The sequence below is a fragment of the Paraburkholderia sp. BL25I1N1 genome, from assembly GCF_003002025.1.
In the GTDB taxonomy this organism is placed as follows: domain Bacteria; phylum Pseudomonadota; class Gammaproteobacteria; order Burkholderiales; family Burkholderiaceae; genus Paraburkholderia.
Genome location: NZ_PVZB01000022.1, coordinates 56,595 through 82,333, shown reverse-complemented (window position 1 = coordinate 82,333; position 25,739 = coordinate 56,595). Strand labels below are relative to the sequence as shown.

General features: G+C 63.0%; 15 protein-coding genes and 1 pseudogene. 4 read left to right on the top strand and 12 right to left on the bottom strand.

What is annotated here, in order from left to right:
• Window positions 1-78: 78 nt before the first annotated feature.
• The 4 genes from lpdA to typA form a co-directional block, all read right to left on the bottom strand.
• Entirely contained in the window at window positions 79-1,509 is a 1,431-nt protein-coding gene (gene lpdA / locus B0G73_RS28855) for a dihydrolipoyl dehydrogenase (protein WP_106284575.1), read from the bottom strand.
• 138 nt (window positions 1,510-1,647) lie between these two features.
• On the bottom strand, window positions 1,648-2,934 hold the full coding sequence (gene odhB, locus B0G73_RS28850; RefSeq protein WP_106284574.1) for a 2-oxoglutarate dehydrogenase complex dihydrolipoyllysine-residue succinyltransferase: 1,287 nt from the start codon (window positions 2,932-2,934) through the stop codon (window positions 1,648-1,650).
• A 139-nt stretch (window positions 2,935-3,073) separates the two neighbouring features.
• On the bottom strand, window positions 3,074-5,935 hold the full coding sequence (locus B0G73_RS28845) for a 2-oxoglutarate dehydrogenase E1 component (protein WP_106284573.1): 2,862 nt from the start codon (window positions 5,933-5,935) through the stop codon (window positions 3,074-3,076).
• 380 nt (window positions 5,936-6,315) lie between these two features.
• Window positions 6,316-8,142 (bottom strand): translational GTPase TypA, encoded by a 1,827-nt coding sequence (typA, locus tag B0G73_RS28840; protein WP_007182288.1) that lies wholly within the window; start codon window positions 8,140-8,142, stop codon window positions 6,316-6,318.
• A gap of 319 nt (window positions 8,143-8,461) precedes the next feature.
• Between typA and B0G73_RS28835 the strand changes: the two genes are divergently transcribed.
• From B0G73_RS28835 to B0G73_RS28820, 4 genes and pseudogenes are all read left to right on the top strand, one after another.
• Complete coding sequence (locus B0G73_RS28835; protein WP_106284572.1) at window positions 8,462-8,977, top strand: MarR family winged helix-turn-helix transcriptional regulator; 516 nt, start codon at window positions 8,462-8,464, stop codon at window positions 8,975-8,977.
• A 49-nt stretch (window positions 8,978-9,026) separates the two neighbouring features.
• A complete protein-coding gene (locus tag B0G73_RS28830; RefSeq protein WP_106284571.1) occupies window positions 9,027-10,535 on the top strand; it encodes an efflux transporter outer membrane subunit in 1,509 nt (502 codons plus the stop codon).
• Window positions 10,536-10,616: 81 nt separating this feature from the next.
• The gene (locus tag B0G73_RS28825; protein WP_181196665.1) at window positions 10,617-11,900 is read left to right on the top strand and encodes an EmrA/EmrK family multidrug efflux transporter periplasmic adaptor subunit; all 1,284 of its coding nucleotides are present in this window, start codon (window positions 10,617-10,619) and stop codon (window positions 11,898-11,900) included.
• Window positions 11,901-11,919: 19 nt separating this feature from the next.
• Window positions 11,920-13,494, top strand: a pseudogene (locus B0G73_RS28820) (DHA2 family efflux MFS transporter permease subunit); the annotation flags it as partial.
• A gap of 124 nt (window positions 13,495-13,618) precedes the next feature.
• Here the strand turns inward: B0G73_RS28820 and truB are convergent.
• From truB to B0G73_RS28780, 8 genes are all read right to left on the bottom strand, one after another.
• Window positions 13,619-14,554, bottom strand: coding sequence for a tRNA pseudouridine(55) synthase TruB (truB, locus tag B0G73_RS28815; protein ID WP_106284569.1), 936 nt, complete (start codon window positions 14,552-14,554; stop codon window positions 13,619-13,621).
• A gap of 94 nt (window positions 14,555-14,648) precedes the next feature.
• Window positions 14,649-15,014, bottom strand: a complete 366-nt coding sequence (gene rbfA, locus B0G73_RS28810) for a 30S ribosome-binding factor RbfA (protein WP_007182294.1) — start codon at window positions 15,012-15,014, stop codon at window positions 14,649-14,651.
• 216 nt (window positions 15,015-15,230) lie between these two features.
• Window positions 15,231-18,191 carry a translation initiation factor IF-2 gene (gene infB, locus B0G73_RS28805; RefSeq protein ID WP_106284568.1) on the bottom strand — a complete coding sequence of 987 codons (2,961 nt, stop codon included), beginning with the start codon at window positions 18,189-18,191 and terminating at the stop codon, window positions 15,231-15,233.
• A gap of 93 nt (window positions 18,192-18,284) precedes the next feature.
• Window positions 18,285-19,760 carry a transcription termination factor NusA gene (gene nusA, locus B0G73_RS28800; protein WP_012432652.1) on the bottom strand — a complete coding sequence of 492 codons (1,476 nt, stop codon included), beginning with the start codon at window positions 19,758-19,760 and terminating at the stop codon, window positions 18,285-18,287.
• Window positions 19,757-20,215 (bottom strand): ribosome maturation factor RimP, encoded by a 459-nt coding sequence (gene rimP / locus B0G73_RS28795; RefSeq protein WP_106284567.1) that lies wholly within the window; start codon window positions 20,213-20,215, stop codon window positions 19,757-19,759. Before rimP ends, nusA begins: the two co-directional genes overlap by 4 nt.
• A gap of 536 nt (window positions 20,216-20,751) precedes the next feature.
• On the bottom strand, window positions 20,752-22,638 hold the full coding sequence (gene rluB, locus B0G73_RS28790) for a 23S rRNA pseudouridine(2605) synthase RluB (protein ID WP_106284566.1): 1,887 nt from the start codon (window positions 22,636-22,638) through the stop codon (window positions 20,752-20,754).
• Window positions 22,639-22,702: 64 nt separating this feature from the next.
• Window positions 22,703-23,899 (bottom strand): SMC-Scp complex subunit ScpB, encoded by a 1,197-nt coding sequence (scpB, locus tag B0G73_RS28785; protein ID WP_106284565.1) that lies wholly within the window; start codon window positions 23,897-23,899, stop codon window positions 22,703-22,705.
• Between the two features lie 370 nt (window positions 23,900-24,269).
• Complete coding sequence (locus B0G73_RS28780) at window positions 24,270-25,496, bottom strand: pyridoxal phosphate-dependent aminotransferase (protein ID WP_106284564.1); 1,227 nt, start codon at window positions 25,494-25,496, stop codon at window positions 24,270-24,272.
• Window positions 25,497-25,739 lie beyond the last annotated feature (243 nt).

Below are 25,739 nucleotides of genomic sequence, written 5' to 3'. Positions count from 1 at the left end.
AAATAGAAAGGCGGGAGGGAGTGAACCCGCCCGCCTTCGTGGTAATGCCGGAGTACTGTCAGTCAGGCGTGCGCGGAATTACATGTTCAGCGCGCGCTGGTCCACGGCGAGCGCCGCTTCGCGCATGACTTCCGACAGCGACGGGTGCGGATGGCAAATACGGCCGATGTCTTCCGACGCCGCCTTGAATTCCATCGCCACCACGGCTTCCGCGATCAGGTCCGATGCGTCCGCGGCGATGATGTGCACGCCGAGAATTTCGTCGGTCTTCGCGTCGGCGATCATCTTGACGAAGCCTTCCGCCTTGTTGATGCCGAGTGCGCGGCCGTTCGCCATCATCGGGAACTGGCCCGTCTTGATCTCGCGGCCTTCGGCCTTGAGCTGCTGTTCCGTCTTGCCGACCCACGCGATTTCCGGTTCGGTGTAGATCACCCACGGAACGCAGTTGTAGTCGATATGCGGCTTCTGACCGTCGATGATTTCAGCGACCAGCACGCCTTCGTCTTCCGCCTTGTGCGCGAGCATCGGGCCGCGCACCACGTCGCCGATCGCGTAAACGTTCGGCACCGAGGTCGCGCAGTGGTCGTCGACGTCGATGAAGCCGCGCTCGTTGGCCTTCAGGCCGATCGCTTCGAGACCGAGGTTGTCCGTGTTCGGCACGCGGCCGATCGACACGATCAGGCGGTCGGCTTCGAGCTTTTGCGCGTTGCCGTCCTTGTCCGTGTAGTTGATCGTCACGCTGTTATCGGTCGTGGTCACTTCGCCGACCTTCACGCCGACGTGGATGTCCAGACCCTGCTTCTTGAACTGCTTGGCCGCTTCTTTCGCGAGCGCCTGGTCAGCCGCGCCGAGGAATTCCGGCAGCGCTTCGAGCACGGTCACGTCCGCGCCCAGACGGCGCCACACCGAGCCCAGTTCCAGACCGATCACGCCCGCGCCGATCACGGCGAGTTTCTTGGGTGTGGAGTCGAAGCTCAGCGCGCCTTCGTTGTCGGCGACGATCTTGTTGTCGACCGGAATGTTCGGCAGATGACGTGCCTTCGAACCCGTGGCGATGATCACGTTCTTAGCCGTGACCACTTCGGTTTCGCCTTCGCCGCTCACTTCGATCTGCACGCCGGCGTCCGTCTTGCCGGTGAACTTGCCGTGACCCTTGAGCCACGTGATCTTGTTCTTGCGGAACAGGAATTCGATGCCCTTGGTCATCTTTTCGACGATGCCTTCTTTACGGGCCATCATCTTCGAGATATCGACCTGCACGTTTTCCACGGAAATGCCGTGGTCAGAGAGGTGATGCGACGCGTTTTCAAATTCTTCCGACGACGCGAGCAGCGCCTTCGAAGGAATGCAACCCACGTTCAGGCACGTGCCGCCGAGCTTCAGCGTGCCGGCCGGGTTCTTCCATTTTTCGATACATGCGACGGTCTTGCCGAGCTGCGCTGCGCGGATGGCGGCGATGTAACCGCCAGGGCCTGCGCCAATCACGACGACGTCAAATTCTTTGGACATGACAATCCTTTTGATGGCGGAACGGCGCGCGGCCACGCTTCGTGGCGCACGGCGTTCCTGTACTGCGGAATGCGAAAGACGTGATGCCTATATGGCGTCGATTTGCGCTAAGGCAAGCCGACGCCAGCCGAGCCGCGCTTACAGGTCGAGCAGCAGGCGCGCCGGGTCTTCCAGCGCATCCTTCATGGCGACCAGCGACAGCACCGCTTCGCGACCGTCGATGATGCGGTGGTCGTACGACAGCGCCAGGTAGTTCATCGGGCGGATCACGATCTGGCCGTTCTCGACCACAGCGCGTTCCTTGGTGGCGTGCACGCCCAGGATCGCGGATTGCGGCGGGTTGATGATCGGGGTCGACAGCATCGAACCGAACACACCGCCGTTCGAGATGGAGAACGTACCGCCGGTCATTTCTTCGATCGACAGCTTGCCGTCTTTGGCCTTCTGGCCGAATTCAGCAATCTTCTTCTCGATTTCGGCGAGGCTCAGCTGGTCCGCATTGCGCAGGATCGGCACCACCAGACCGCGCGGCGAACCGACCGCGATACCGATGTCGAAGTAGCCGTGATAGACGATATCGTTACCGTCGATCGACGCGTTCACCAGCGGGAACTTCTTCAGCGCATGAACCGCGGCTTTCACGAAGAACGACATGAAGCCGAGCTTCACGCCGTGTTCCTTTTCGAAGCGGTCTTTGTACTTGTTGCGCAGGTCCATCACCGGCGCCATGTTCACTTCGTTGAACGTGGTCAGGATGGCGTTGGTTTGCTGCGACTCGAGCAGACGCTCGGCGATACGCGCGCGCAGACGCGACATCGGCACGCGTTGTTCCGGACGGTCCTTCAGCCATTGGTCAGCCGAAGCCGGCGCCTTGACGTCCGGCAGCGACGGCTTCGCAGCCTTCGGTGCGGCGGCCGGAGCCGGTGCCGGTGCGGCCTTGGCAGCAGGAGCGCCCGCGGTCAGCACGTCACCCTTGGTGATGCGGCCGTCGCGGCCCGTGCCGGACACATCGCCCGCGCCCAGGCCCTTTTCGGCCATCAGCTTGCCGGCAGCCGGCGAAGCAGCGGTGTTCGCACCCGTTGCGGATGCAGCTTGAGCCGCCGGAGCCGGCGCAGCGGCGGGTGCCGGTGCGGCTTCCGGAGCGGGCTTCACTTCGGCTTCGACAGCGGCGGCGCCTGCCTTGCCTTCGGTGTCGATCTTGGCGATGACCTGATCCGCCGTGACGGTGTCGCCGTCGTTCGCGATGACTTGCGCGAGCACGCCGGCCGAGGGTGCCGGCACTTCGAGCACGACCTTGTCGGTCTCGATTTCGATGAGAATTTCGTCTTGAGCAACCGCTTCGCCCGGCTTCTTCTTCCACTGGAGCATCGTGGCTTCCGAGACCGACTCGGAAAGCTGGGGAACCTTGACTTCAACAATAGCCATTATGAATATCCTGAATACGTATCGGGTGACGGCGCGCGATCCATGGACCCGTCACCGCCTGCGAACCTTGACTGCCGCGCTGATCTTTCAGATGCGGCACGGGAAAGCGCCCTGCGCTTTCCCGGTTCAGCTCTTGTGATTATTTAGCGATCGACGCGCTCTTGAGGCGGCCGAAAGCGCCTTCGACCAGCGCCTTCTGCTGCTCGTAGTGCTTCGCGTAGTAGCCGACTGCCGGCGAGGCCGAAGCCGGACGCCCGCTGTATGCCAGCTTCTGCCCTTCCTTCATGCCGTCCTTCAGGTGGTGCTCGATGTAGAACCACGGGCCCTGATTCTGCGGCTCGTCCTGCACCCAGACCACTTCGGTCGCGTTGTCGTACTTCTTCATTTCCGCTTCGAACTGCTTGTGCGCGAACGGATAGAGCTGTTCGATACGGATGATCGCGACGTCGTTCGACTTCGATTCGCGGCGATGCGCCAGCAGGTCGTAATACACGCGGCCCGAGCAGGCGATCACGCGCTTGACCTTCTTCGCGTCGATGGCTTCGTCGACTTCGCCGAGGATCGGCTGGAACGCGCCCTTTGCCAGTTCCGACAGATCGGACACGGCTTCCTTGTGGCGCAGCAGCGACTTCGGCGTGGCGACGATCAGCGGCTTGCGGAACAGGCGGATCATCTGACGGCGCAACAGGTGGAAAATCTGCGCCGGCGTGGTCGGTTGAACGACCTGCATGTTGTGGTCTGCGCACAATTGCAGGAAACGTTCGATACGTGCCGACGAGTGCTCCGGACCTTGACCTTCGTAGCCGTGCGGCAGCAGCATGGTGAGACCCGAAACACGGCCCCACTTCACTTCGCCCGACGAGATGAACTGGTCGATCACGACTTGCGCGCCGTTCACGAAGTCGCCGAACTGCGCTTCCCACGCGACGAACGTATTCGGTTCAGCGGTCGAGTAACCGTATTCGAAGCCCAGCACCGCTTCTTCCGACAGCACCGAGTCGATCACCGTGAACTTCGCCTGACCTTCGGCGATGTTCTGCAGCGGCACATACGTGCCGTCGTTCCAGCGTTCGCGGTTCTGATCGTGCAGCACCGCGTGACGGTGCGTGAACGTGCCGCGGCCCGAATCCTGACCCGTCAGGCGCACTGCGTAGCCCGACGCAACCAGCGACGCGAAAGCCAGGTGTTCGCCCATGCCCCAGTCGAGCTTCGCTTCGCCACGGCCCATCGCGCGACGGTCGTTGAGAACGCGCTCGACCAGCGGGTGAACCTTGAAGTTTTCCGGCACCGTGGTGACGCGCTCGGCCAGACGCTTCAGTTCAGCGAGCGGCACCGCGGTGTCCGCAGCGTCGGTCCACTTGCGGTTCAGGAACGGCACCCAGTCCACCGCGTACTTGCTCTTGTAGTTCGAGAGCACCGGATCGACCGTGTGGTGGCCTTCGTCCATCGCCTTGCGGTAGGCCTTGACGAACTCCTCGCCTTCTTCCGCGGTGATCACGCCTTGCTGCACCAGCTTTTCAGCGTAGAGTGCGCGCGTGCCCGGGTGCTTGGCGATCGTCTTGTACATCAGCGGCTGCGTGACTGCCGGCGTGTCCTGCTCGTTGTGGCCCAGCTTGCGGAAGCAGACGATGTCGACAACGACGTCCTTGTGGAACTGCATCCGGAAGTCGATAGCCAGTTGCGTAGCCAGCACGACCGCTTCGGGATCGTCGCCGTTCACGTGCAGCACCGGCGCTTCGATCATCTTGACGACGTCCGAGCAATACAACGTGGAGCGCGAGTCGCGCGGGTCCGACGTCGTGAAGCCGATCTGGTTGTTGATGACGATATGCAGCGTGCCGTGCGTGCCGTAACCGCGCGTTTGCGCGAGGTTCAGCGTTTCCATCACCACGCCCTGGCCCGCGAAAGCCGCGTCGCCGTGGATCTGCACCGGCAGCACTTGCAGGCCGCTGTCGTCGCCGCGACGGTCCATACGGGCCTTCGCCGAGCCTTCGACCACCGGGTTGACGATTTCGAGGTGCGACGGGTTGAACGCGAGCGACAGGTGAACCGGGCCGCCTTCGGTCGAGACGTCCGACGAGAAACCCTTGTGGTACTTCACGTCGCCGGCCGGCAGGTCGTCGTGGTGCTTGCCTTCGAATTCGGCGAACAGGTCAGCCGGCATCTTGCCGAGCGTATTGACCAGCACGTTCAGACGGCCACGGTGAGCCATGCCGATGACGATTTCCTGAACGCCGTTGGCGCCGCCATGACGCACCACTTCGTCCATCGACGCGATGAAGCTTTCGCCGCCTTCGAGCGAGAAGCGTTTCTGGCCGACGTATTTGGTGTGCAGGAAGCGCTCGAGGCCTTCAGCGGCCGTCAGCCTATTCAGGATGTGCTTTTTCTTTTCGTTCGAAAAGTTCGGCGTGGAGCGGATCGACTCGAGCCGCTCTTTCCACCAGCGCTTCTGTTCCGGATCGCTGATGTACATGTACTCGGCGCCGATCGTGCCGCAGTACGTGTCGCGCAGAGCCTTGACGATCTCACGCAGCGAAGCACGCTCGAATCCGAAATACAGATTCGTGGCGCTGAACTCCTGGTCCATGTCGGCTTCGGTGAAGTCGTAGAACGCGGGTTCGAGTTCGGGAATAGCGGGACGTTCGCGGCGCTTCAGGGGATCGAGATTGGCCCATTGCGAGCCGAGGAAGCGATATGCGCCGATGAGGGACTGCACATAGACCTGCTTGCGAGCGGTAGCGAGATCTTCGCCGCCGGCTGCCGTACGCGGGATGAAGGCATTAGCCTTGGCCCGTTGTGCAAACGATTCGACGATCGGGCCATGGGCCACGTCGTTGGCATTGCTGCCATCCGATGCAGGGACGTTCTGCAACGCGTCGAAATAGCTGCGCCAGTTCTCGGGCACTGACGCCGGATTATCGAGATACGCTTCGTACATTTCTTCTACGTACGGAGCATTGCCGCCGAACAGATAAGAGTTCGACTGGAATTGCTTCATCATTTTTACGCTCACCTTTCTTCGAGTTTCTCGAGAAATAGCGGGTTACAGAACCTTCCGCGACACGGCCTGACCGTTTAGCGGATTGCGCGAATCAAGTCTTGCTTGGAAGGACCTAAAACTTTGCACCCGGGGAGCATATCACAGAACGGATAGTGCAGATAGCAGACGGATTGCCGCTGAAGCCCGTCACGACGGGCTTTCGGGCCACTTTCGGGAGTCGCAACAGTCTTCTGCGGAAATCGGGGACAAACGGTCAAAGCGGCGCCAGGCGCGGCATATCGGCGGCGACTGGAAGGCCGGAAACGACAAAAGCCACCCGAAGGTGGCTTTTGCCTGACTGCTAGCGTGCGCTGCACCGGCCAAAGCCGATGTCCGCCTGCTTAGTCCACCGCGCCCTTGCGGCTTGCGCTGCGACGCTCGTGTTCCTTGAGGTAACGCTTGCGCAGACGGATGGACTGCGGCGTGACTTCGACGAGTTCGTCGTCGTCGATGAATTCGACCGCGTATTCCAGCGACATCTGGATCGGCGGCACGAGGCGCACCGCTTCGTCCGTACCCGACGAACGGACGTTGGTCAGCTGCTTGCCCTTGATCGGGTTCACGACCAGGTCGTTGTCACGGCTGTGAATGCCGATGATCATGCCTTCGTACAGGGGCTCGCCCGGCGACACGAACATACGGCCGCGATCCTGCAGCTTCCACAGTGCGTACGCGACTGCCGCGCCGTCGTCCTGCGAAATCAGCACGCCATTGCGACGCTCGCCGACCGCGCCTTCCTTGACCGGCTGATACGAGTCGAACGTGTGGCTCATCAGGCCCGTGCCACGCGTGAGCGTGAGGAATTCCGACTGGAAGCCGATCAGGCCGCGCGCCGAAATACGGTACTCGAGACGCGTACGGCCACGACCGTCCGACGCCATGTCGAGCATTTCGCCCTTGCGGCGGCCCAACTCTTCCATCACGCCGCCCTGGTGGCCGTCTTCCATGTCGACCGTCAGGTTTTCGTACGGCTCGTGCTTCACGCCGTCGACTTCCGTCATCACCACGCGCGGACGCGACACAGCCAGCTCGTAGCCTTCGCGGCGCATGTTTTCCACCAGAATGGTCAGGTGCAGTTCACCGCGGCCTGCCACTTCGAAGGTGGTTTCGTCGCCGGTTTCCTTCACGCGCAGCGCGACATTGTGGTTCAGTTCCTTCATCAGGCGGTCACGGATCTGACGGCTCGTGACGAACTTGCCTTCGCGGCCGGCCAGCGGCGACGAATTGACGAGGAAGTTCATGGTCAGCGTCGGTTCGTCGACGGTGATCATGGGCAGCGCTTCCGGCTGTTCCGGTGCGCAGATGGTCACGCCGATGCCGATTTCTTCGATACCGTTGATCAGCACGATGTCACCGGCTTCAGCCGAGTCGACCTGCACGCGCTCGAGACCCTTGAACGACAGCACCTGGTTGATCTTGCGATTCAGGATCGCGCCGTCAGGACCCGAACGCACGGCGACCGACATGCCCGGCTTGATCGTGCCGCGCGTAATGCGGCCCACGCCGATACGGCCGACATACGACGAGTAGTCCAGCGACGTGATCTGCAATTGCAGCGGAGCCGACGGATCGGCCGGGCGAACCGGCACGTGTTGCAGCACGGCTTCGAACAGCGGGCGCATGTCGCCTTCACGCACGTCCGGGGTCAAGCCCGCGTAGCCATTCAAGCCCGATGCGTAGACGATCGGGAAGTCGAGTTGTTCGTCGGTGGCGCCGAGTTTGTCGAACAGGTCGAACGTCTGGTTGATCACCCAGTCGATACGCGCGCCCGGACGGTCCACCTTGTTGATCACGACGATCGGCTTCAGGCCGAGCGCCAGCGCTTTCTTGGTCACGAAGCGCGTTTGCGGCATCGGACCTTCGACGGCGTCGACCAGCAGCAGCACCGAGTCGACCATCGACAGCACGCGCTCCACTTCGCCGCCGAAGTCGGCGTGGCCCGGCGTGTCGACGATGTTGATGTGCGTACCTTCGTACTCGACCGCGCAGTTCTTCGAAAGAATCGTGATGCCACGTTCTTTTTCGATGTCGTTCGAGTCCATCACGCGCTCAGCGATCTGCTGGTTGTCACGGAACGTGGCGGTCTGGCGGAGGAGCTGGTCGACGAGCGTGGTCTTGCCGTGGTCGACGTGAGCAATGATGGCGATGTTGCGTAGGGCGCGAGTCATAGGAACCTGGAGACAGTTGAGTGCGCCAGCAGCAGCATTGTGTGAACGAAACCAACAAAGCCCAAAGCGCACTTTTGGGAACCCAATATTGTAGCACGTGCAAATGAAGCTTTCTGGTATTCCCTGATAGGGCCGGGGTCGGCGGCGCAGCGGCCGGCAGAAATGAAACGTAAGCACGCGGGCGAAATCCTACGCAAAATCACGCGGATTATGACTTGAGCGGAGAAAGTTCCTTGCCTAAGCTGTAATAACACTTGCCGCGTCAACCAACCGGCCTCTATAATCCTGCCTAGTCAACCATTGCATTCGCACGAGAATCATGACGGAGCCGTCCGCTACACCCCCGCCGGAGATCAGCGAATACCAGCTAGGCGAAAGCGTCGGCTATCTGATCTCGCGAGTGAAATCGACCCTGTCGAACCTGGTCACCCAGCGCAGCATGGCCGAACTCGGCATTACCAGTCAGCAGGGCAGCATCCTGTTTATGGTGGCCAGCGGCAAATGCCTGCTGGCGGCGGAACTGGCCCGTGAATACGGCATCGACGCGAGCGCCGTCACGCGGTTGATCGACCGGTTAGAGAAACGCGGTCTGCTGACGCGGGTTCGCAGCAATGAAGACCGACGAGTCGTGCGCCTCGCGCTGACGCCGGAAGGTCACGCCATCGCCGCCAAAATGCCGGCTATTTTCACCGGCGTGCTGGACAGTCTGCTAGGCGGCTTCACTCCGGAAGAAGTGGGTTTTCTGAAGAGCATGCTGCGTCGCGTGCTCGTCAATTCCGGCGATCAAACGGGACTAACCCGTGATGCAGCAAGCAATTTTGACAGCAAATCGTAATAAATTGCTTGCAGTGTCCATCATTACATTCCACTCAAAGAGTCGAGCGATGAAATCCCTTTCCCTGTCCGCGCCCGCGCTTTCGAGCCGGGCCGCCGTCGCCGCAGTGGTGACGGCGCTCGCCCTCACGGGGTGCGCGAACTACTTCGGTATGAAAAGCGACAAGCAGATCTCGTCGCCCGCTCAGTACGAGTCCGCCCAGAGCCTCGCCGGTCAGGGCGGCCAGTGGCCGTCGCTCGATTGGGCCAACCAGTTCGGCGACCCGCAATTGCCCAAGCTGATCGCCGAAGCGCTGGAAGGCAGCCCGTCGATCGCGCAGGCGCAAGCGCGTCTTGCCAAAGCCTCGTCGTATATCGAGAGTTCGCGCGCGGCGCTGTACCCGAAGGTGAACGGCAGCTATTCGTGGACCCGCGAACTGTTCTCGGCCAACGCGCTCTACCCGCCTCCGTACGGCGGCACCTGGTATAGCGAGAACAACGTGCTGGCCAGTGCGTCGTGGGATCTGGATCTCTGGGGCAAGAATCGTGAGCGGCTGGGTCAGGCCGTGTCGCAGGAAAAGGCCGCCGAGGCCGATATGCAGCAGGCGCGCGTGACGCTCGCGGCGTCGGTGGCGAGCACGTATAACCAGCTCGCGCAGCTGTACGCGTTCCGCGACATCGCCGCGCGCGAAATCGCCAACCGCCAGGATATCGGCCGCATCACCAACGGCCGCGTGACGGCCGGCCTCGACACCAATGTCGAACGGCAAACCGCGAACGGCAACATTGCGACCAGCCAGTCCAATTTGACCGACCTCGACGGTCAGATCACGGTCGTGCGCTATCAACTGGGCGCACTGCTCGGCAAGGGTCCGGATCGCGGCCTGCAGATCGCGCAGCCCGCGCTGACCAACGGCAACGTGGTGGCGCTGCCGGACAACCTGCCCGCTGACCTCGTCGCGCGACGCGCGGATATCGTCGCCGCGCGCTGGCAAGTCGAAGCCGCGATGCACGACGTGAAGGAAGCCAAAGCCGAATTCTTCCCCGACGTGAACCTCGCGGCCGGCTTCGGTTTCGACGCGTTCGGCTGGGGCCGCTTCCTTAAATCCAGCAGCCGTCAGATGCAATTCGGCCCGGCCATTCACCTGCCGATCTTCGACGCCGGCGCGCTGCGCTCGCAACTGAAAGGCCGCTTCGCCGACTTCGACCTGGACGTGGCGAACTACAACCAGACGCTGATCAGCGCCCTCTCGGACGTCGCGACGCAAGTGTCGTCGATCCGTTCGATCGACCAGCAGCAAGGCGACGCACAACGCGCGCTCGACGCATCGACCAAGGCATATGAGCTGGCTGTGATTCGCTACAAGGCCGGTTTGTCGCCGCAGTTGCAGGTGCTGACCGCCGACCAGAACCGCCTTGCCGCCGATCAGACGGTGACCGGCCTCAAGATGCGCCGCCGCGACATGCAGATCGGCCTCATCAAGGCGCTCGGCGGCGGCTTCGACGCGACGCAGACCGGCCTCGTGGTGCCGACCGATGCTCCGGCATCGGCCTCCGCCGCGACCACCGCTGCGAACTGAGCGCGCGAACCACGGCCAGATCGAACACACGCATAAACATCCGAATAAACGACGACGTCTGAAAGAACCCGGAGCACATTAATGAGCACCACCCAACAGCCCGCGGCTACGACTCAGCCGACCCAGCCGACCCAGTCGGCCCCGCAGCCGACGCAACCGCCGGCACAACCCCCGGCGAACAACGGCAAACGCAAGCTCATGATGACGCTGCTCGTCATCGTGATCCTGATCGCCGCGATCGCCTACGGCTTTTACTACTTCCTCGTCGCGCGCTTCCATGAAGACACCGACGACGCGTACGTGAACGGCAACGTCGTGCAGATCACGCCGCAAGTTACCGGCACGGTCGTCGCCGTGAACGCGGACGACACGCAAACGGTGAAGGCGGGCGACCCGCTCGTCGTGCTCGATCCGGCCGACGCCCGCGTCGCGCTCGATCAGGCCGAAGCGAACCTCGCGCAGACGGTGCGCCAGGTGCGCGGCCTGTTCGCCGACGACAATCAATACCAGGCACAAGTCGCCCAGCGCCAGGCCGACCTGTCGCGCGCCCAGGACGACCTGAAGCGCCGTATGACGGTCGCGCAAACCGGCGCCGTGTCGCAGGAAGAAATCTCGCACGCCCGCGACGCCGTGAAGAGCGCGCAAGCCGCCGTCGATGCCGCCCAGCAGCAGTTGAACTCGAACCGCGCGCTGACCGCCAACACTACGATCGCGAATCACCCGAACGTGCAGGCCGCCGCCGCGAAGGTCCGCGACGCGTACCTGAACAACGCGCGTAACAACCTGCCGGCGCCGGTCACCGGCTACGTGGCGAAGCGCTCGGTGCAGGTCGGCCAGCGCGTCTCCCCGGGCACCCCGTTGATGGCGATCGTGCCGCTCGGCGGCGTGTGGGTCGACGCGAACTTCAAGGAAGTGCAACTCAAGCACATGCGCATCGGCCAGCCGGTCGAACTGACGGCCGACGTGTACGGTTCGTCGGTGGTGTACCACGGCAAGGTGGTCGGCTTCTCGGCGGGCACGGGTTCGGCGTTCTCGCTGTTGCCCGCGCAGAACGCGACCGGCAACTGGATCAAGGTGGTGCAGCGTCTGCCCGTGCGGATCGCGCTCGATCCGAAGGAACTGGAACAGCATCCGCTGCGGATCGGCCTGTCCATGCAAGCCGACGTCAGCATCAAGGACGACAACGGCGGCCAGCTCGGCCAGGCGCCGAACACGGTCTACCAGACGAACGTGTTCGAGAAATACGGCGACCAGGCTGACGCGGAAATCGCCCGCATCATTTCGCAAAACGCAGGTCCGAACGGCGGCTCGCAAAAATCGACCCAGGCCGACGGCGCGAAGCCTGTCGCAGCGAAAGTGATGTAAGGCACGCGACGATTCAGACAAGGCTTCTTTAATGGCTCAGGCTCAGGCGCAAGTCCCTCATCCGCCGCTCGAGGGCGCGCAACTGGTGATCGGCACCATCGCGGTGTCGCTCGCCGTTTTCATGAACGTGCTCGACACGTCGATCGCCAATGTGTCGATTCCTTCGATTTCGGGCGACCTCGGCGTGTCGTCGGATCAGGGCACGTGGGTGATCACCTCGTTCGCGGTCGCCAACGCGATCTCCGTGCCGCTCACCGGCTGGCTGACCGAACGCGTCGGCCAGGTGCGGCTGTTCATGGCGTCGATCATCCTGTTCGTGATCTCGTCGTGGATGTGCGGCCTTGCACCGACCCTGCCCTTTCTGCTCGCTTCGCGCGTGTTGCAAGGGGCGGTGGCCGGTCCGATGATTCCGCTGTCGCAAACGCTGCTGCTCGCGAGCTATCCACGCGCCAAGGCGCCCATGGCGTTATCCATGTGGGCGATGACCACGCTGATCGCGCCGGTGGCCGGCCCGATTCTCGGCGGCTGGATCTCGGACAACATCTCGTGGCCGTGGATTTTCTATGTCAACATTCCGGTCGGCGCGATTGCCGCCGTGGCCACGTGGACGATCTTCCGCAATCGCGATTCGGTCATCAGAAAAGCGCCGATCGACGGCGTCGGTCTAGGCCTCCTGATCGTCTGGGTTGGCTCTCTGCAGGTCATGCTCGACAAGGGCAAGGATCTGGACTGGTTTTCGTCGACGACCGTCGTCGTCCTGGCGCTGGTGGCGGTGATCGCGCTCGCGTTCTTTATCGTGTGGGAGTTGACGGCCGAGCACCCGGTGGTGGACCTGTCGCTGTTCAGCCGGCGCAATTTCACGGGCGGCACCGTCGCGTTGTCGATCGGCTACGGCCTTTACTTCGGCAATCTGGTGCTGCTGCCGTTGTGGCTGCAAACCGACATTGGCTACACCGCGACCGAAGCCGGCTTGGTGATGGCGCCGGTCGGCCTGTTCGCGGTGCTGCTGTCGCCGATCACCGGCAAGATTTTGCCGCGCACCGATCCGCGCTATATCGCGACCCTGTCGTTTCTCGTGTTCGCACTGTGTTTCTGGATGCGTTCGCGTTATACGACCGGCGTCGATACGTTTTCGCTGCTGGTGCCTACCTTGATTCAAGGGATCGGCATGGCGGGGTTCTTCATCCCGCTGGTGTCGATCACCCTGTCGGGACTGCCGGGCAACCGGATTCCGGCGGCGTCGGGCCTGTCGAATTTCGTGCGGATCATGTGCGGCGGCATCGGCACATCGATTTTCCAGACGGCGTGGGATCACCGCACGATCATGCATCACGCGCAACTGGCCGAACAGGCTAACGCGTACAACCCGGTGTTCGACCAGTCGATCCGGCAGATGGGCGCGGCGGGCTTCAGTCAACCGCAGGCATACGGACTGTTCAACACGATGGCGACGCAACAGGCCGCGCAACTCGGTGTGAACGACCTGTTCTTCGTGTCCGCCGGCATCTTTATCGCATTGATCGCGTTGATCTGGATCACGAAGCCAGAACGTGCTGGCGGCGACGCGGGCGCGGCGGCCGCGGCGGCGCACTGAGCTTTCGGCGCAAGTCCGTATCCGGCAGAACGATATAAAAAAGGCGGGACCGCTTCTTCTGAGCGGTCCCGCCTTTTTCTTTGCAGCGCGTTTGTCGCGCGCTTGCTTGCCGCCTGCATGGTTTTCAGCTCGCCGTCGTGACGACCAGCCGTTCAGGTGCCAGCACACCCTCGCCTCGTCTGGCGACGCCAAGCAGACGCCCTTGCGCCGCGTACACCCGGACGCGCGGCGCATTCACCGCATCGCCCGTGATGGTCAGTTCGGATAGTTTCAACCGCTGACCGTGCAGGAAACGGCGCGTCTCGTCTTCGTTCAACTGCACCAGCGGGAATGTCGACAGCAACGCATCGACAGGTTGAAGCCATGCATCGCGTTCGCTTTCGGCTGCGTCGGACAATGCGTCGAGCGTCACCGAATTGTCGAGCGTCAGTGCGCCGACACCGGTGCGCCGCAGCGCCACCAGATGCGCGCCACAGCCCAACGCTTCGCCGATATCCTCGGCCAATGTGCGCACATACGTGCCCTTGCTGCACGTCACGCGAAACGTTACGTCCGGCAGCGCGCAGGCGAGCATCTCGAGCGCGAGGATCGTCACCTGACGCCCTTCCCGCTCGACCGTCTGGCCCGCACGCGCGTATTCGTATAACGGCTTGCCGTCGCGTTTGAGCGCCGAATACATCGGCGGGACTTGCGTGATTTCGCCGACGAACTTCGGTAGAACCGCCAGAATCGCGGCCTCATCGCAGGTCACTTCACGCGTATCGATCGCTTCGCCTTCGGCGTCGCCGGTGGTCGTGCGGATACCGAGGCGCATGGTCGCCTCATAGGTCTTGTCGGCTTCGAGCAGGTCTTGCGAAAACTTGGTGGCCTCGCCGAAACAGAGCGGCAGCAAGCCTGTGGCCAAGGGATCGAGCGTGCCGGTGTGGCCCGCCTTTTTCGCCAGATAGAGACGCTTCGCGCGAATCAGCGCGTCGTTGCTCGACAGGCCGAGCGGCTTGTCGAGCAGCAGCACGCCGTCGAGCGCGCGACGCGGCACGCGGGGGCGTTGAGGTGCGGTCATGTCAGAAAGACAAAAGTCTTCGAAGGGTGCGGAAAACAGCACTGAGCGCATAGCGGCTCAGGCATGGCAGCGAGCGCCGCGGCAAACAGCGCGTTCAGTCTTCTTTCGCGCGATTGGCGTTGGCTTCGTCGATCAAACGCGACATCTCGACGGCGCGCTCGATCGTTTTGTCGTAATGGAAATGCAGCGTCGGCACGGTGTGGATATGCAGGCGCTTGAACAGCTGATTGTGCAGATGGCCGGCCGCGTGCGTGAGCGCCTCGAGCGTCTGCTGCGGATCGCCGGTGAGCGTCGTGAAATAGATCTTGGCGTGCGCGTAGTCCGGCGTCAATTCGACGCTTTGAATCGTGACGATGCCGATGCGCGGATCTTTGACCTCGCGAAGCAGCTCGGACAGATCGCGCTGGATCTGATCGGCAATCTGCACGTTGCGATTGGGTGAAGAACGTTTTTTAGGCATGGTGTGATGTGATCCGTTCTGACGGATGCAAAAAAATGGTTCGCGCCGCTGCGTTTCGGGCTTTATCCTCGCGGCATTCAAACGGCCCGGGATGACCGGAAGAAACTCGAACGCAGGCGCTCTGCGCGACGGACACGAACAAAACGTGTGGCCCCAAAAACAACGGGCGGAGCGGGCGTTAAAGCCCGCTCCGCCCCTAGAGCCGTGCCGCGTGAATTACAGCGTACGCGCGACTTCGGTGATCTCGAAGACTTCGAACTGATCGCCTTCGACGATGTCGTTGAAGTTCTTGATCGACATACCGCACTCGAAGCCCTGACGGACTTCCTTCACGTCGTCCTTGAAGCGCTTGAGCGAATCGAGCTCGCCCGTGAAGATGACGACGTTGTTGCGCAGCACGCGCACCGACGACGAGCGCTTGACGAAACCGTCCGTGACCATACAGCCGGCCACCGCGCCGATCTTCGGTACCTTGAAGACCTGACGCACTTCGACCGTACCCGTGACGATTTCGCGCTTTTCCGGTGCCAGCATGCCCGACATCGCGGCCTTCACCTCATCCACTGCGTCATAGATGATGTTGTAGTAGCGAATATCGACGCCGTTGGCTTCCGCCAGCTTGCGCGCCTGCGCGTCCGCGCGGGTGTTGAAGCCGATGATGACCGCCTTCGAAGCCGTTGCCAGGTTGACGTCGGACTCGCTGATGCCACCCACGGCGCCGTGCACGATCTGCACGCGTACTTCGTCGGTCGAAAGCTTGAGCAGCGACTGCACCAGCGCTTCCTGCGAACCTTGCACGTCGGCCTTGACGATGAGCGGCATGTACGCCACTTCGCCTTCGCCCATCTGCTCCAGCATGTTCTCGAGCTTCGCGGCCTGTTGCTTGGCCAGCTTGACGTCGCGGAACTTGCCTTGACGGAACAGTGCGACTTCACGCGCTTTGCGGTCGTCCGGCATGACGATGACTTCTTCGCCTGCCTGCGGGACTTCCGACAGACCCTGAATTTCGACCGGGATCGACGGGCCCGCCGACTTGGTCGGCTTGCCGGTTTCGTCGAGCATGGCTCGCACGCGACCGTAGGCGCTGCCTGCCAGCACCACGTCGCCGCGGTTCAGCGTACCCGACTGGACCAGGATCGTTGCAACCGGACCCTTACCCTTGTCGAGCTTCGCTTCGATAACGAGACCCTTGGCCGGTGCTTCGACCGGTGCCTTCAATTCCAGCACTTCGGCTTGCAGCAGCACGTTTTCGAGCAGATCGTCGATGCCCGCGCCGGTCTTTGCCGACACCGGCACGAACGGCGATTCGCCACCGTATTCTTCCGGCACGACGCCTTCCGCGACGAGTTCCTGCTTCACGCGTTCCAGATTGGCATCCGGCTTGTCGATCTTGTTGATCGCGACGACGAGCGGCACGCCGCCTGCCTTCGCGTGAGCGATTGCTTCCTTCGTTTGCGGCATCACGCCGTCGTCGGCTGCAACCACCAGAATCACGATGTCCGTTGCCTTCGCACCGCGGGCACGCATGGCCGTAAAGGCTTCGTGACCCGGCGTGTCGAGGAACGTGATGACGCCGCGCGGCGTTTCGACGTGGTAAGCGCCGATGTGCTGCGTAATCCCGCCCGCTTCGCCCGCTGCAACCTTGGCGCGGCGGATGTAGTCGAGCAGCGACGTCTTGCCGTGGTCGACGTGACCCATGACCGTGACGACCGGCGGACGCGGCAACGATTCCGCATCGGAAATCTCGCCTTCGACCAGCATGGCTTCCGGATCGTCCAGCTTGGCCGCAACCGCGTGGTGACCCAGTTCCTCGACGATGATCATCGCCGTTTCCTGGTCCAGCATCTGATTGATCGTGACCATCTGGCCGAGCTTCATCATCGACTTGATGACTTCCGACGCCTTCACGGCCATCTTGTGCGCCAGATCGGCGACCGTGATGGTTTCCGGCACGTGCACTTCACGCACGATCGGTTCGGTCGGCGCCTGGAACGTGGTGTTCTGATCCTGATGCTTGCCGCGACCCTTCGGGCCACCGCGCCAGCCGCGATCGACACCGCCGCTCGTATCGCCACGCGTCTTGATGCCGCGGCGCTTCGCGGCGTCGTCCTGCCAGCCGCCCTTGCCGCCGCCCGGCTTCTTCTTGTCGCCGGCGGAAGGCGTGGTCGTGGCTGCCGGAGCCGCAGCTGCCGGCTTCTTGGCTGCCGGACGCGCCGGTGCTTCACCCGCCGGACGCGCCGGCTTGTGAAGCGTGCCCTTCGCTTCCGCGGCCTTGGCCGGCTCAGCGGGCTTCGGTGCCGGTTCCGGCGCCTTGACCTGCGCCTTGCGCGGCGTGTTCATCATTTCGCGAATCGCACGCGCTTCGGCTTCAGCCGCGGCACGGCGCTTGGCGATCTGTTCCTGCTCGGCACGCGCTTTTTCAGCAGCCTGACGCGCTGCGTCTTCTGCTTTCTTTGCGGCTTCGCGTTGCGCGGCGCGCTCTGCTGCGGCGCGCTCGTCATCCTGCTCGCTTTGCTTGGCGACCGCCGGCTCCGCAGCCTTGGCGGCGACCGGCTCAGCCTTCGCGGCCGCAGGCTGCGCAGCTTGTGCCGGCTTGGTAGCCTGCGCCTGCTCGCGAGCTGCCGCCTCGGTCGCAGCACGCTTCTTCGCGGCTTCTTCTTCGGCGCGACGACGCTCGGCTTCAGCAGCCGCTTCGCGCGCCTGACGTTCCGCTTCTTCGCGCTCGAGTTGTTCCTGACGCGCCTTCAGCTCCTGAGCCTGCTTTTCGAGCAGCTCGGCTTCGTGACGAGCTTCCTCTTCACGACGCTGGAGTTCCAGATCGTCGATGTCGGCCTCAGCCACATGATTCGATGCATCTCCGTTTTCAGCGGAGGTTTCGTCGCGGCGGACGAAAGTGCGCTTCTTACGCACCTCGACCTGAATGGTGCGAGCTTTGCCCGTCGCATCGGATTGCTTGATTTCCGACGTATGCCGTTTCGTCAGCGTGATCTTGCGCTTGTCAGCATCAGTCGAGCCGTGAGACTTGCGCAAGTGGTCGAGCAGACGCGCCTTGTCCGTTTCGGACAAGCTATCGTCTTCGCTCGCTTTTGTGACGCCCGCCGCCTGCAGCTGCTCAAGCAGCACGCCTGCAGGCATTTTCAGTTCCGCGGCAAATTGGGCTACGTTGTTACTCGCCATTCATTCCTCTTAATGCAAGGACCGATTCCTTGCGGTTAGCATCGGGTCATGCGGCCTGACGGCCGCTTCAATTTAGTGCGCCATGGTCATTTCTCACTGGAACCAGTGTTCACGTGCTTTCATGATCAACGCCTTAGCGGCATCCTCTTCCATTCCGGTCATCTCGACCAGTTCATCCACAGCCAGCTCGGCGAGTTCGTCGCGCGTCTGGATCTGATGTTCGGCCAGCTTGGCGAGCAGGTCGGCGTCCATGCCGTCCAGGCTCTTCAGGTCGAGCGCTACATTTTCGACCTTTTCTTCATTCGCGATTGCCTGCGTCAACAGCGCGTCGCGCGAGCGGTTACGCAGTTCGTGGACGGTGTCTTCGTCGAACGCTTCGATTTCGAGCATTTCGTTGAGCGGCACATAGGCAATCTCTTCGAGGCTCGTAAAGCCTTCGTCGATCAGGATGTCAGCGACTTCTTCGTCGACATCGAGACGCGCCATGAACAGGTCACGCAAAACGCCACGTTCCTGATTCTGCTTTTGCGCAGATTCGTCCGGCGTCATGATGTTGATCTGCCAGCCGGTGAGTTCGCTGGCAAGACGCACGTTCTGGCCGCTGCGGCCGATCGCGACCGCCAGTTCGTTTTCGTCTACGACGACGTCCATCGAATGTTTTTCTTCATCGACGACGATCGACTGGACGGCTGCCGGCGCGAGCGCGCCGATCACAAACTGTGCGGGATCCTCCGACCATAGCACGATGTCGACGTTTTCGCCACCGAGCTCGTTACGCACCGCCTGCACGCGCGAACCGCGAATGCCGACGCAGGTGCCGATCGGATCGATGCGCTTGTCGTACGCGACCACACCGATCTTTGCGCGCACGCCCGGATCGCGCGCGGCCGCCTTGATTTCCAGCAGGCCTTGTTCGATTTCCGGCACTTCCATCTCGAACAGCTTCATCAGGAACTCGGGCGCCGTACGCGACAGTTCGATCTGCGGACCGCGCGCGGTGCGATCGACCTTCGCGATGTAGGCGCGCACGCGGTCGCCCACGCGCAGGTTTTCCTTCGGAATAAGCTGGTCGCGACGCAGCAGCGCTTCGACACGGCCGGTTTCGACAATGAAGTTGCCCTTGTCGAGACGCTTCACCGAGCCGGTCATGATGTGCTCGCCGCGCTCGAGGAAATCGTTCAGGATCTGTTCACGTTCGGCGTCGCGCACCTTCTGCAGGATCACCTGCTTGGCGGCCTGCGCGCCGATACGGCCGAATTCGATCGACGGCACCGGTTCCTCGATGAACTCGTCGAGTTGAATCTCGGGCTTCTGTTCGCGTGCTTCGAACAGCAGGATTTCCTGATCCGGCTCCTGCAAGCCGGCTTCGTCCGGCACCACTTTCCAGCGTCGAAACGTTTCGTGTTCGCCGCTTTCACGATCGATCTGGACGCGAATATCCGCGTCTTCTTCGAAGAGTTTCTTGGAGGCCGAAGCGAGGGCCGCCTCGAGCGCGGCAAATACCACGTCTTTGTCGACGTTCTTCTCGCGTGCCAGCGCATCCACCAGCATCAACACTTCGCGACTCATTGTTTGCGGCTCCTAAAGTCAAACTTCGGAACGAGGCGTGCCTTATCGATATCCGCGAGCGTGAAATCGAGCATCGCGGCGCCTTCCTTCCCTTCAAATTCCAGACCGATCGTCTCGTCTTGCGGAGCATGCAGAATGCCCCGGTACGATTTCCGTCCGTCCAATGGCTTTTTCAATGTGATTACCACTTCGCTGCCTGCGAAGCGTTCAAAATCCGCCAGTTTTTTCAGCGGGCGGTCGAGCCCCGGCGACGATACTTCAAGCCGCTCGTAATCGATATTTTCGACCGTCAAAACGTGCTGGAGCTGACGCGTGACTTTCTCGCAGTCTTCGATCGCGATGCCGGCCGGCTGGTCGATATAGATACACAACATGCCGCGCCCGGTGCGCTCGAGATCGACGAGCTCGTAGCCGAGTCCCACGACCGTGGTTTCAATCAGTTCCGTCAGTTGCACAGTGCCCTCTTAGATGTTCGCGCAGCGAGCCTGCCGCTTGTTTTGCAAACAACCAATGCGGGCCGCGCGCCAAGCCGGCGCACGTTCGTGCTACCCGAGATGCCGAACCACTGAGAACTGCGCGGCAAAAAAAAATGGGCTAAACGCCCATCATCTTATTGCCGGTGGTCGCACCTGAGCCGCACATAAAAAGCCGCACGCCCAGCGACTTCGCGATTGTAGCCATTTTTCGGGACAAACGCAAACCGCAGAACGCCGCCCAACGCGCTTTTCCGCTTGATTTCATGGGAATCTTTCAACGATATGACGGCGCTTCGGGGCTTTTGCAAGGCGGCTGACGCCGCCCTGAACCCGCACCGGACAAGCGGGGCAGATGAAATCCGCCCCCACTTCCCTTTACGCCGCGGTTTTATGCGTCACATGAAATGTGAGCGGCGCCGGGCTAATGCCTTTCGTCGATCGACTCTGCCGGTCGCCGGCGAAAGATCCTTGAAAAAGATCCGTGGCTCACCGCCATCGCATGACCGGCGTGGTGCTTAGCGACCGCGCGAACGGCCGCGAGGAGCGCCGCCGCCACGATTGGCGCCGCCGGCGTTGCCGCCGCCCGCACGGTTGCCGGCACCGCCGCGATTGCCGCCCGGCCCGCGATTGCCACCGCCGCTACCCGGATTGGGACCGCCGCTGCCGCCGGCGCGCTTGCCGCCGCCGGCCGCACGGTTGCCACTGCCGGACGGTGCGCGATTGCCATCGACTTCACGGCCGCCACGCGGGCCGCCCGCGCCGCCGCCCATCGGGCCACTGAACCCACCAGCGCCACGCGCGCCGCCGCGATTGCCGTAGCCACCGCCGAAACCTGCGCCCGCACCACCACCGAAGCCACCGCCCGCCGCACCTCGCCGTCCCTGACCCTGGCCGCGCGGTTGTTGCTGGTCGAAGCGGCCATGCGACATCAGCACGGGTTCGCGGCCGATGAAGCCCATCGACGTCTGCATCGGATCCGGCTGCTTGCGCTCCGGCGCTTCCCGGCGACCGCCCTTGTCTTCCGCCGGCGCCTTCAGGCCGACCGACGCCATCAGCGCGCGCACCTGGTTGTCCTCGAGCTCTTCCCAGCGGCCGCGCTTGAGACCCTTGGGCAGCGAGATCGGGCCGTGACGGGTACGAATCAGGCGGCTGACCATCAGGCCGGCCGCTTCGAACATACGGCGCACTTCGCGGTTACGCCCTTCGGCGAGCGCGACGTGATACCAGTGATTCGTGCCTTCGCCGCCGCCATCGCGGATACGCAGGAAGTTCGCGGGGCCGTCTTCCAGCTCGACGCCGTTCAGCAGCTTCTGACGCATGCCTTCGGCCAGTTCGCCGACCACGCGCACCGCATATTCACGCTCCACGCTATAACGCGGGTGCATGAAACGGTTCGCCAGATCGCCCGACGTGGTCAGCATCAGCAGACCTTCGGTGTTGAAGTCGAGACGGCCGACCGCGAGCCACTTGGCGGTTTTCATCGGCGGCAGATTGTCGAACACCGAAGCACGACCTTCCGGATCCGCATGGCTGACGATTTCGCCGGTCGGTTTGTGATACAGCAGCACGCGCGGCGGCTTGTTGGCCAGCTTGCGCTTGACCGGCTTGCCGTTGATGCGAACCTGGTCGGTCGGCATGATGCGCTGGCCGATGTGAGCCGGCTCGCCGTTCACCGACACGCGGCCGGCGACGATCAATTCTTCCATGTCGCGGCGCGAACCCATGCCGGCTTCGGCCAGCACCTTGTGCAGCTTCGGCGCGTCGTCGTCAGCGGCGAGCACGCGCTTGGGCGCGGCCGGCTTGCCACGGCGCAGCATCGGCGCGCGCACGCCGCCGGTGGTGCTGTTGTCCGCGTCGAACGCGGGCGATGTGACGTACGAAAACAGATCGTCCTGACCCGCGACTGCCGCGGCCGCCGGCGCTTCACCGCCGCGGCGGCTGTTCTGACGCTGGCCGCCTTCACGCGGCTGACGCTCGCGTTGACCTTCACGTTGACCTTCACGCTGACCTTCGCGCGGCGCGCCGTCACGCGGTGCGCCCTCACGCTTCACGCCGCCCGCATTGCGGCGCGGCCCTTGACCCTTGGCGCCGGCGTCCTTGCGCGGCATACGCACTTGCGCGACGACTTCGCCGTCCGGCGGCGCTTCGGTGACGACCGGCGCCCCTTGCGCGGGCGCGCCTTCGGCGCCCTTCGTCTTCGCGCCGGCGCGACGCCGGGCGATCAGGCTGCGCGGGCCGCGACGCAGGCCGCGGCGCGGACGGTCTTCGCCGTCTGCTTCCGTGGTCTGCGCCGGGCGCTCGCCCTCGCCTGCCGACGCTTGCTTGGTGCGCGTTTCGTCAGCGCGCGCCGACGGCACGGCGCGCTCGGATTCGGACGAATCGGTGTCGTGGGTATGTGTCAAAACAACCTCAAAATGTCAGGTCGCGCACGCCCGTTGCGGGCGTGGCAAAAAAAGTTCGGTTACGTCAGGCGCTGCGCGACTCGGGTTCGTCGTCGGTCAGAATGCCTGCGTCCTGCGCCGCATCGCGACGATCCAGAGGATCGCCGTGCGCCGCCTTGGTCGGGTTCGGCTCGGCGGCGTGCTCCGTATTGCGGAGTACGCCCGAGTCGTGCGCGGGTATTGCCGGATCGGCCTGGGAGACCGGATCGTGATTCTCTGCGGACTCGGCGACGCCGGTCTGCGGTACAACGTTCGCCGGGTGCGCAGTCTCAGCCTGTTCCTGCGCGGCCGGCGTGGCAGCGGCGTCCGTATGCGCTCCGGACGATGCCGATGCGTTTTGCGCGGCGACTTCCACCGCCGCGTCGGCCGCCTGCGCCGATTCCACCGGCTCAGCGTGCTGCGTCTCGTGCGCTTCAGCAAACTTGTCGGCGATTTCTGTTCCTGACGCCTCGTTCAGTTCTCCAGGCGGGCTGTCAGCGGCATGGCCAATTGCGTCGGCGGAGTCGGATTGCGGCGCTTCGCTCGTGGCGTGCGGAATATTCTCCGCCTCGCCATCGGCAGTTGCGCTCACAAGCTCATCAGCAACAGCGCCTGCTTCAACTACCACGCCGGAATCCACCTGCTCTTCTTCCGGAGCCGAAACCTGTGCGACATCGGCCTCGGCGAACTCGATTGCGTGCTGGCCGAGCAGATCCGCGTTCAACTGTGCCGACGGATCGGCGAGCGGCGGCAATTCGTCCAACGCCGTCAGCCCGAGGTCGTCGAGGAATTGCCGCGTGGTCGCGTACAGTGCCGGGCGACCCGGCACGTCACGATGACCGATCACTTCGATCCAGCCGCGATCTTCGAGTTGCTTGACGACCTGCGTATTCACCGTGACGCCGCGAATCTCTTCAATGTCGCCGCGCGTCACCGGTTGCCGGTATGCAATGATCGCGAGCGTTTCGAGTACCGCGCGCGAATATTTCGGCGGTTTCTCAGGATGCAAACGATCCAGATACGAGCGCATCGCGGGCTTGCTTTGAAATCGCCAGCCCGACGCCAGCCCGACCAACTCCACACCGCGCCCAGACCAGTCCTGCTTGAGGTCTTCGAGCAACGTCCGAACGGTGTCTGCCGACACGCCGTCGGCAAAGAGCTTGCGCAACTCGCCGAGCTTTAACGGCTCCTGCGCGCAGATCAAGGCAGTCTCGAGGACGATCTTCGCCTCTTGGGTATTCATGCAGCTAGGTCAGACCCTGTGGTCAAAGAACCGGATCAAACAGACGATGTGGAACTGAAGACGCGCTCGCCCGATTCTGATCGGTCATATTGATGGGAGCACGCACCGGGGGGAGGCGAAACAGACAATCGAACCAAACCCAGCCGGACGGAGCAGCGATATTCCTGAAGGGAACCGCGTGACTGAGCGCCATATTACGCAAAAACAATCAGTGCGTAAAGACGAAATCCCCCGCGCATTTTCCAACCCCGGCTTCACGGACGCGCTTTAGTGAAAAAGCGGGCTTAATTTGATAAAAACCCGCTTTTTTCCGCCGATCTTCGCTTGGTTGGCTCAATAGCTTCAGGCAGCCACCTTTTCCGCCACGAGTTCATTGTGCCGCTGCATGTTCCCTCAAGAACCGTTTCAGGCGCTCGACGCCCGCGTCCAGCCGCGCCGTGTCGCAGGCGTAGCACCAACGCACGAAGCCCTCGCCTTGCGGACCGAACGCGCTGCCCGGCGCCACGCCCAGCCCGACATCACGCACCATCGCCTTGCAAAGCTCCAGGCTGCGCGAGGCGCCCGGCATCGAGAAAAACAGATACATCGCGCCGGGCGGCGCCTTGACGTCGACGCCGGGCACCGAGGCGAGCGCGCTCACCAGATGGTCGCGCGACGCCTTCAGATCGCGCACCAGTTCCTGCGTGAAGCACTCGCCCTGCTCGATTGCCGCAATGCCCGCCTGCTGCACGAAGGCCGGGGCGCATGAAGTGTTGTACTCGACGAGCTTGCCCAGATCGTCCATCAACGCGGCCGGGGCGACGATCCAGCCGAGCCGCCAGCCCGTCATCAACCATGCCTTCGAAAACGAATTGATGCAGATCACGCGTTCGTCTCGGGTGGCCAGATCGAGGAATGACGGCGCCGTGCGCGAGGGCGCCCCGGCCGCGCCGGGCTCGGCGTTCGCATAGTAAAGGCGTTCGTAGACTTCGTCCGCGACGATCCAGATGCCGTGGCGCCGGCAATGCGCCAACACGGCACGCTGCTCGTCGCGGCTCATCACCCAGCCCGTCGGATTGTTCGGCGAGTTGATCAGGAGCATTTTCGTGTCCGGCGTCAACGCTGCCAGCAGTTGCCCGAGGTCGAGTTGCCAGCCGCGCTCGCCGTAACCCAGCGCGACCGTTTCGACATGCGCGCCGAGAATCTTCGGAATCTCGACCAGATTCGGCCACAGCGGCGTGACCGCGACGACGCGGTCGCCAGCGCCCACCACGAGTTGCGCCGCGAGCATCAGCGCATTCACGCCCGCGCTCGTCACCGCGATGTGCTGCGCCGACGTCGCGCCGTGCAGGTCGCTGACATAGCCCGCCAGCGCGGCGCGCAGCGGTGCGATGCCGAGGTTGTGCGTGTAGAACGTCGCGCCGGCCGCGAGCGACGCGCTAGCGGCCTCGCGGATGAAGGCGGGCGTGACGCGGTCGGATTCGCCGAACCAGAACGGCAGCACGTCGGCGACGCCGAAACCGGCGTTGGCGACTTCGCGGATCTGCGAAGGACGCAGTGCGCGCACGGCATCGCGCGCGTTCGGGATGGATGGCACCGGCAGGTCCGATTCGCTCATCGAGGCTTCCAGACGGGGAAAGGCATGGGTTGAACTTCAGCAGAGGCGATAGTTTAGCTTGGTGCGTCTTTTCGGGACCGCGAAACCGCCGGATGAGAATGCGTGGGGACGATTGGTCGCGGATGGGGCGCGGCCAGGCGCCATGCTTCGAGAGCCGCGCCGATCGCCCCGTCGCACCGCCCGAACTCAGGGTAGCGCACTCGTCACGCCACCGCGCCTTCTACCCATCGGAATTTCGCACTC

Coding starts and splice junctions, on each gene's coding strand:
- lpdA (WP_106284575.1), bottom strand. CDS start 1,509: ATGTCCAAAGAATTTGACGTCGTCGTGATTGGCGCAGGCCCTGGCGGT.
- odhB (WP_106284574.1), bottom strand. CDS start 2,934: ATGGCTATTGTTGAAGTCAAGGTTCCCCAGCTTTCCGAGTCGGTCTCG.
- B0G73_RS28845 (WP_106284573.1), bottom strand. CDS start 5,935: ATGATGAAGCAATTCCAGTCGAACTCTTATCTGTTCGGCGGCAATGCT.
- typA (WP_007182288.1), bottom strand. CDS start 8,142: ATGACTCGCGCCCTACGCAACATCGCCATCATTGCTCACGTCGACCAC.
- B0G73_RS28835 (WP_106284572.1), top strand. CDS start 8,462: ATGACGGAGCCGTCCGCTACACCCCCGCCGGAGATCAGCGAATACCAG.
- B0G73_RS28830 (WP_106284571.1), top strand. CDS start 9,027: ATGAAATCCCTTTCCCTGTCCGCGCCCGCGCTTTCGAGCCGGGCCGCC.
- B0G73_RS28825 (WP_181196665.1), top strand. CDS start 10,617: ATGAGCACCACCCAACAGCCCGCGGCTACGACTCAGCCGACCCAGCCG.
- truB (WP_106284569.1), bottom strand. CDS start 14,554: ATGACCGCACCTCAACGCCCCCGCGTGCCGCGTCGCGCGCTCGACGGC.
- rbfA (WP_007182294.1), bottom strand. CDS start 15,014: ATGCCTAAAAAACGTTCTTCACCCAATCGCAACGTGCAGATTGCCGAT.
- infB (WP_106284568.1), bottom strand. CDS start 18,191: ATGGCGAGTAACAACGTAGCCCAATTTGCCGCGGAACTGAAAATGCCT.
- nusA (WP_012432652.1), bottom strand. CDS start 19,760: ATGAGTCGCGAAGTGTTGATGCTGGTGGATGCGCTGGCACGCGAGAAG.
- scpB (WP_106284565.1), bottom strand. CDS start 23,899: ATGAATACCCAAGAGGCGAAGATCGTCCTCGAGACTGCCTTGATCTGC.
- B0G73_RS28780 (WP_106284564.1), bottom strand. CDS start 25,496: ATGAGCGAATCGGACCTGCCGGTGCCATCCATCCCGAACGCGCGCGAT.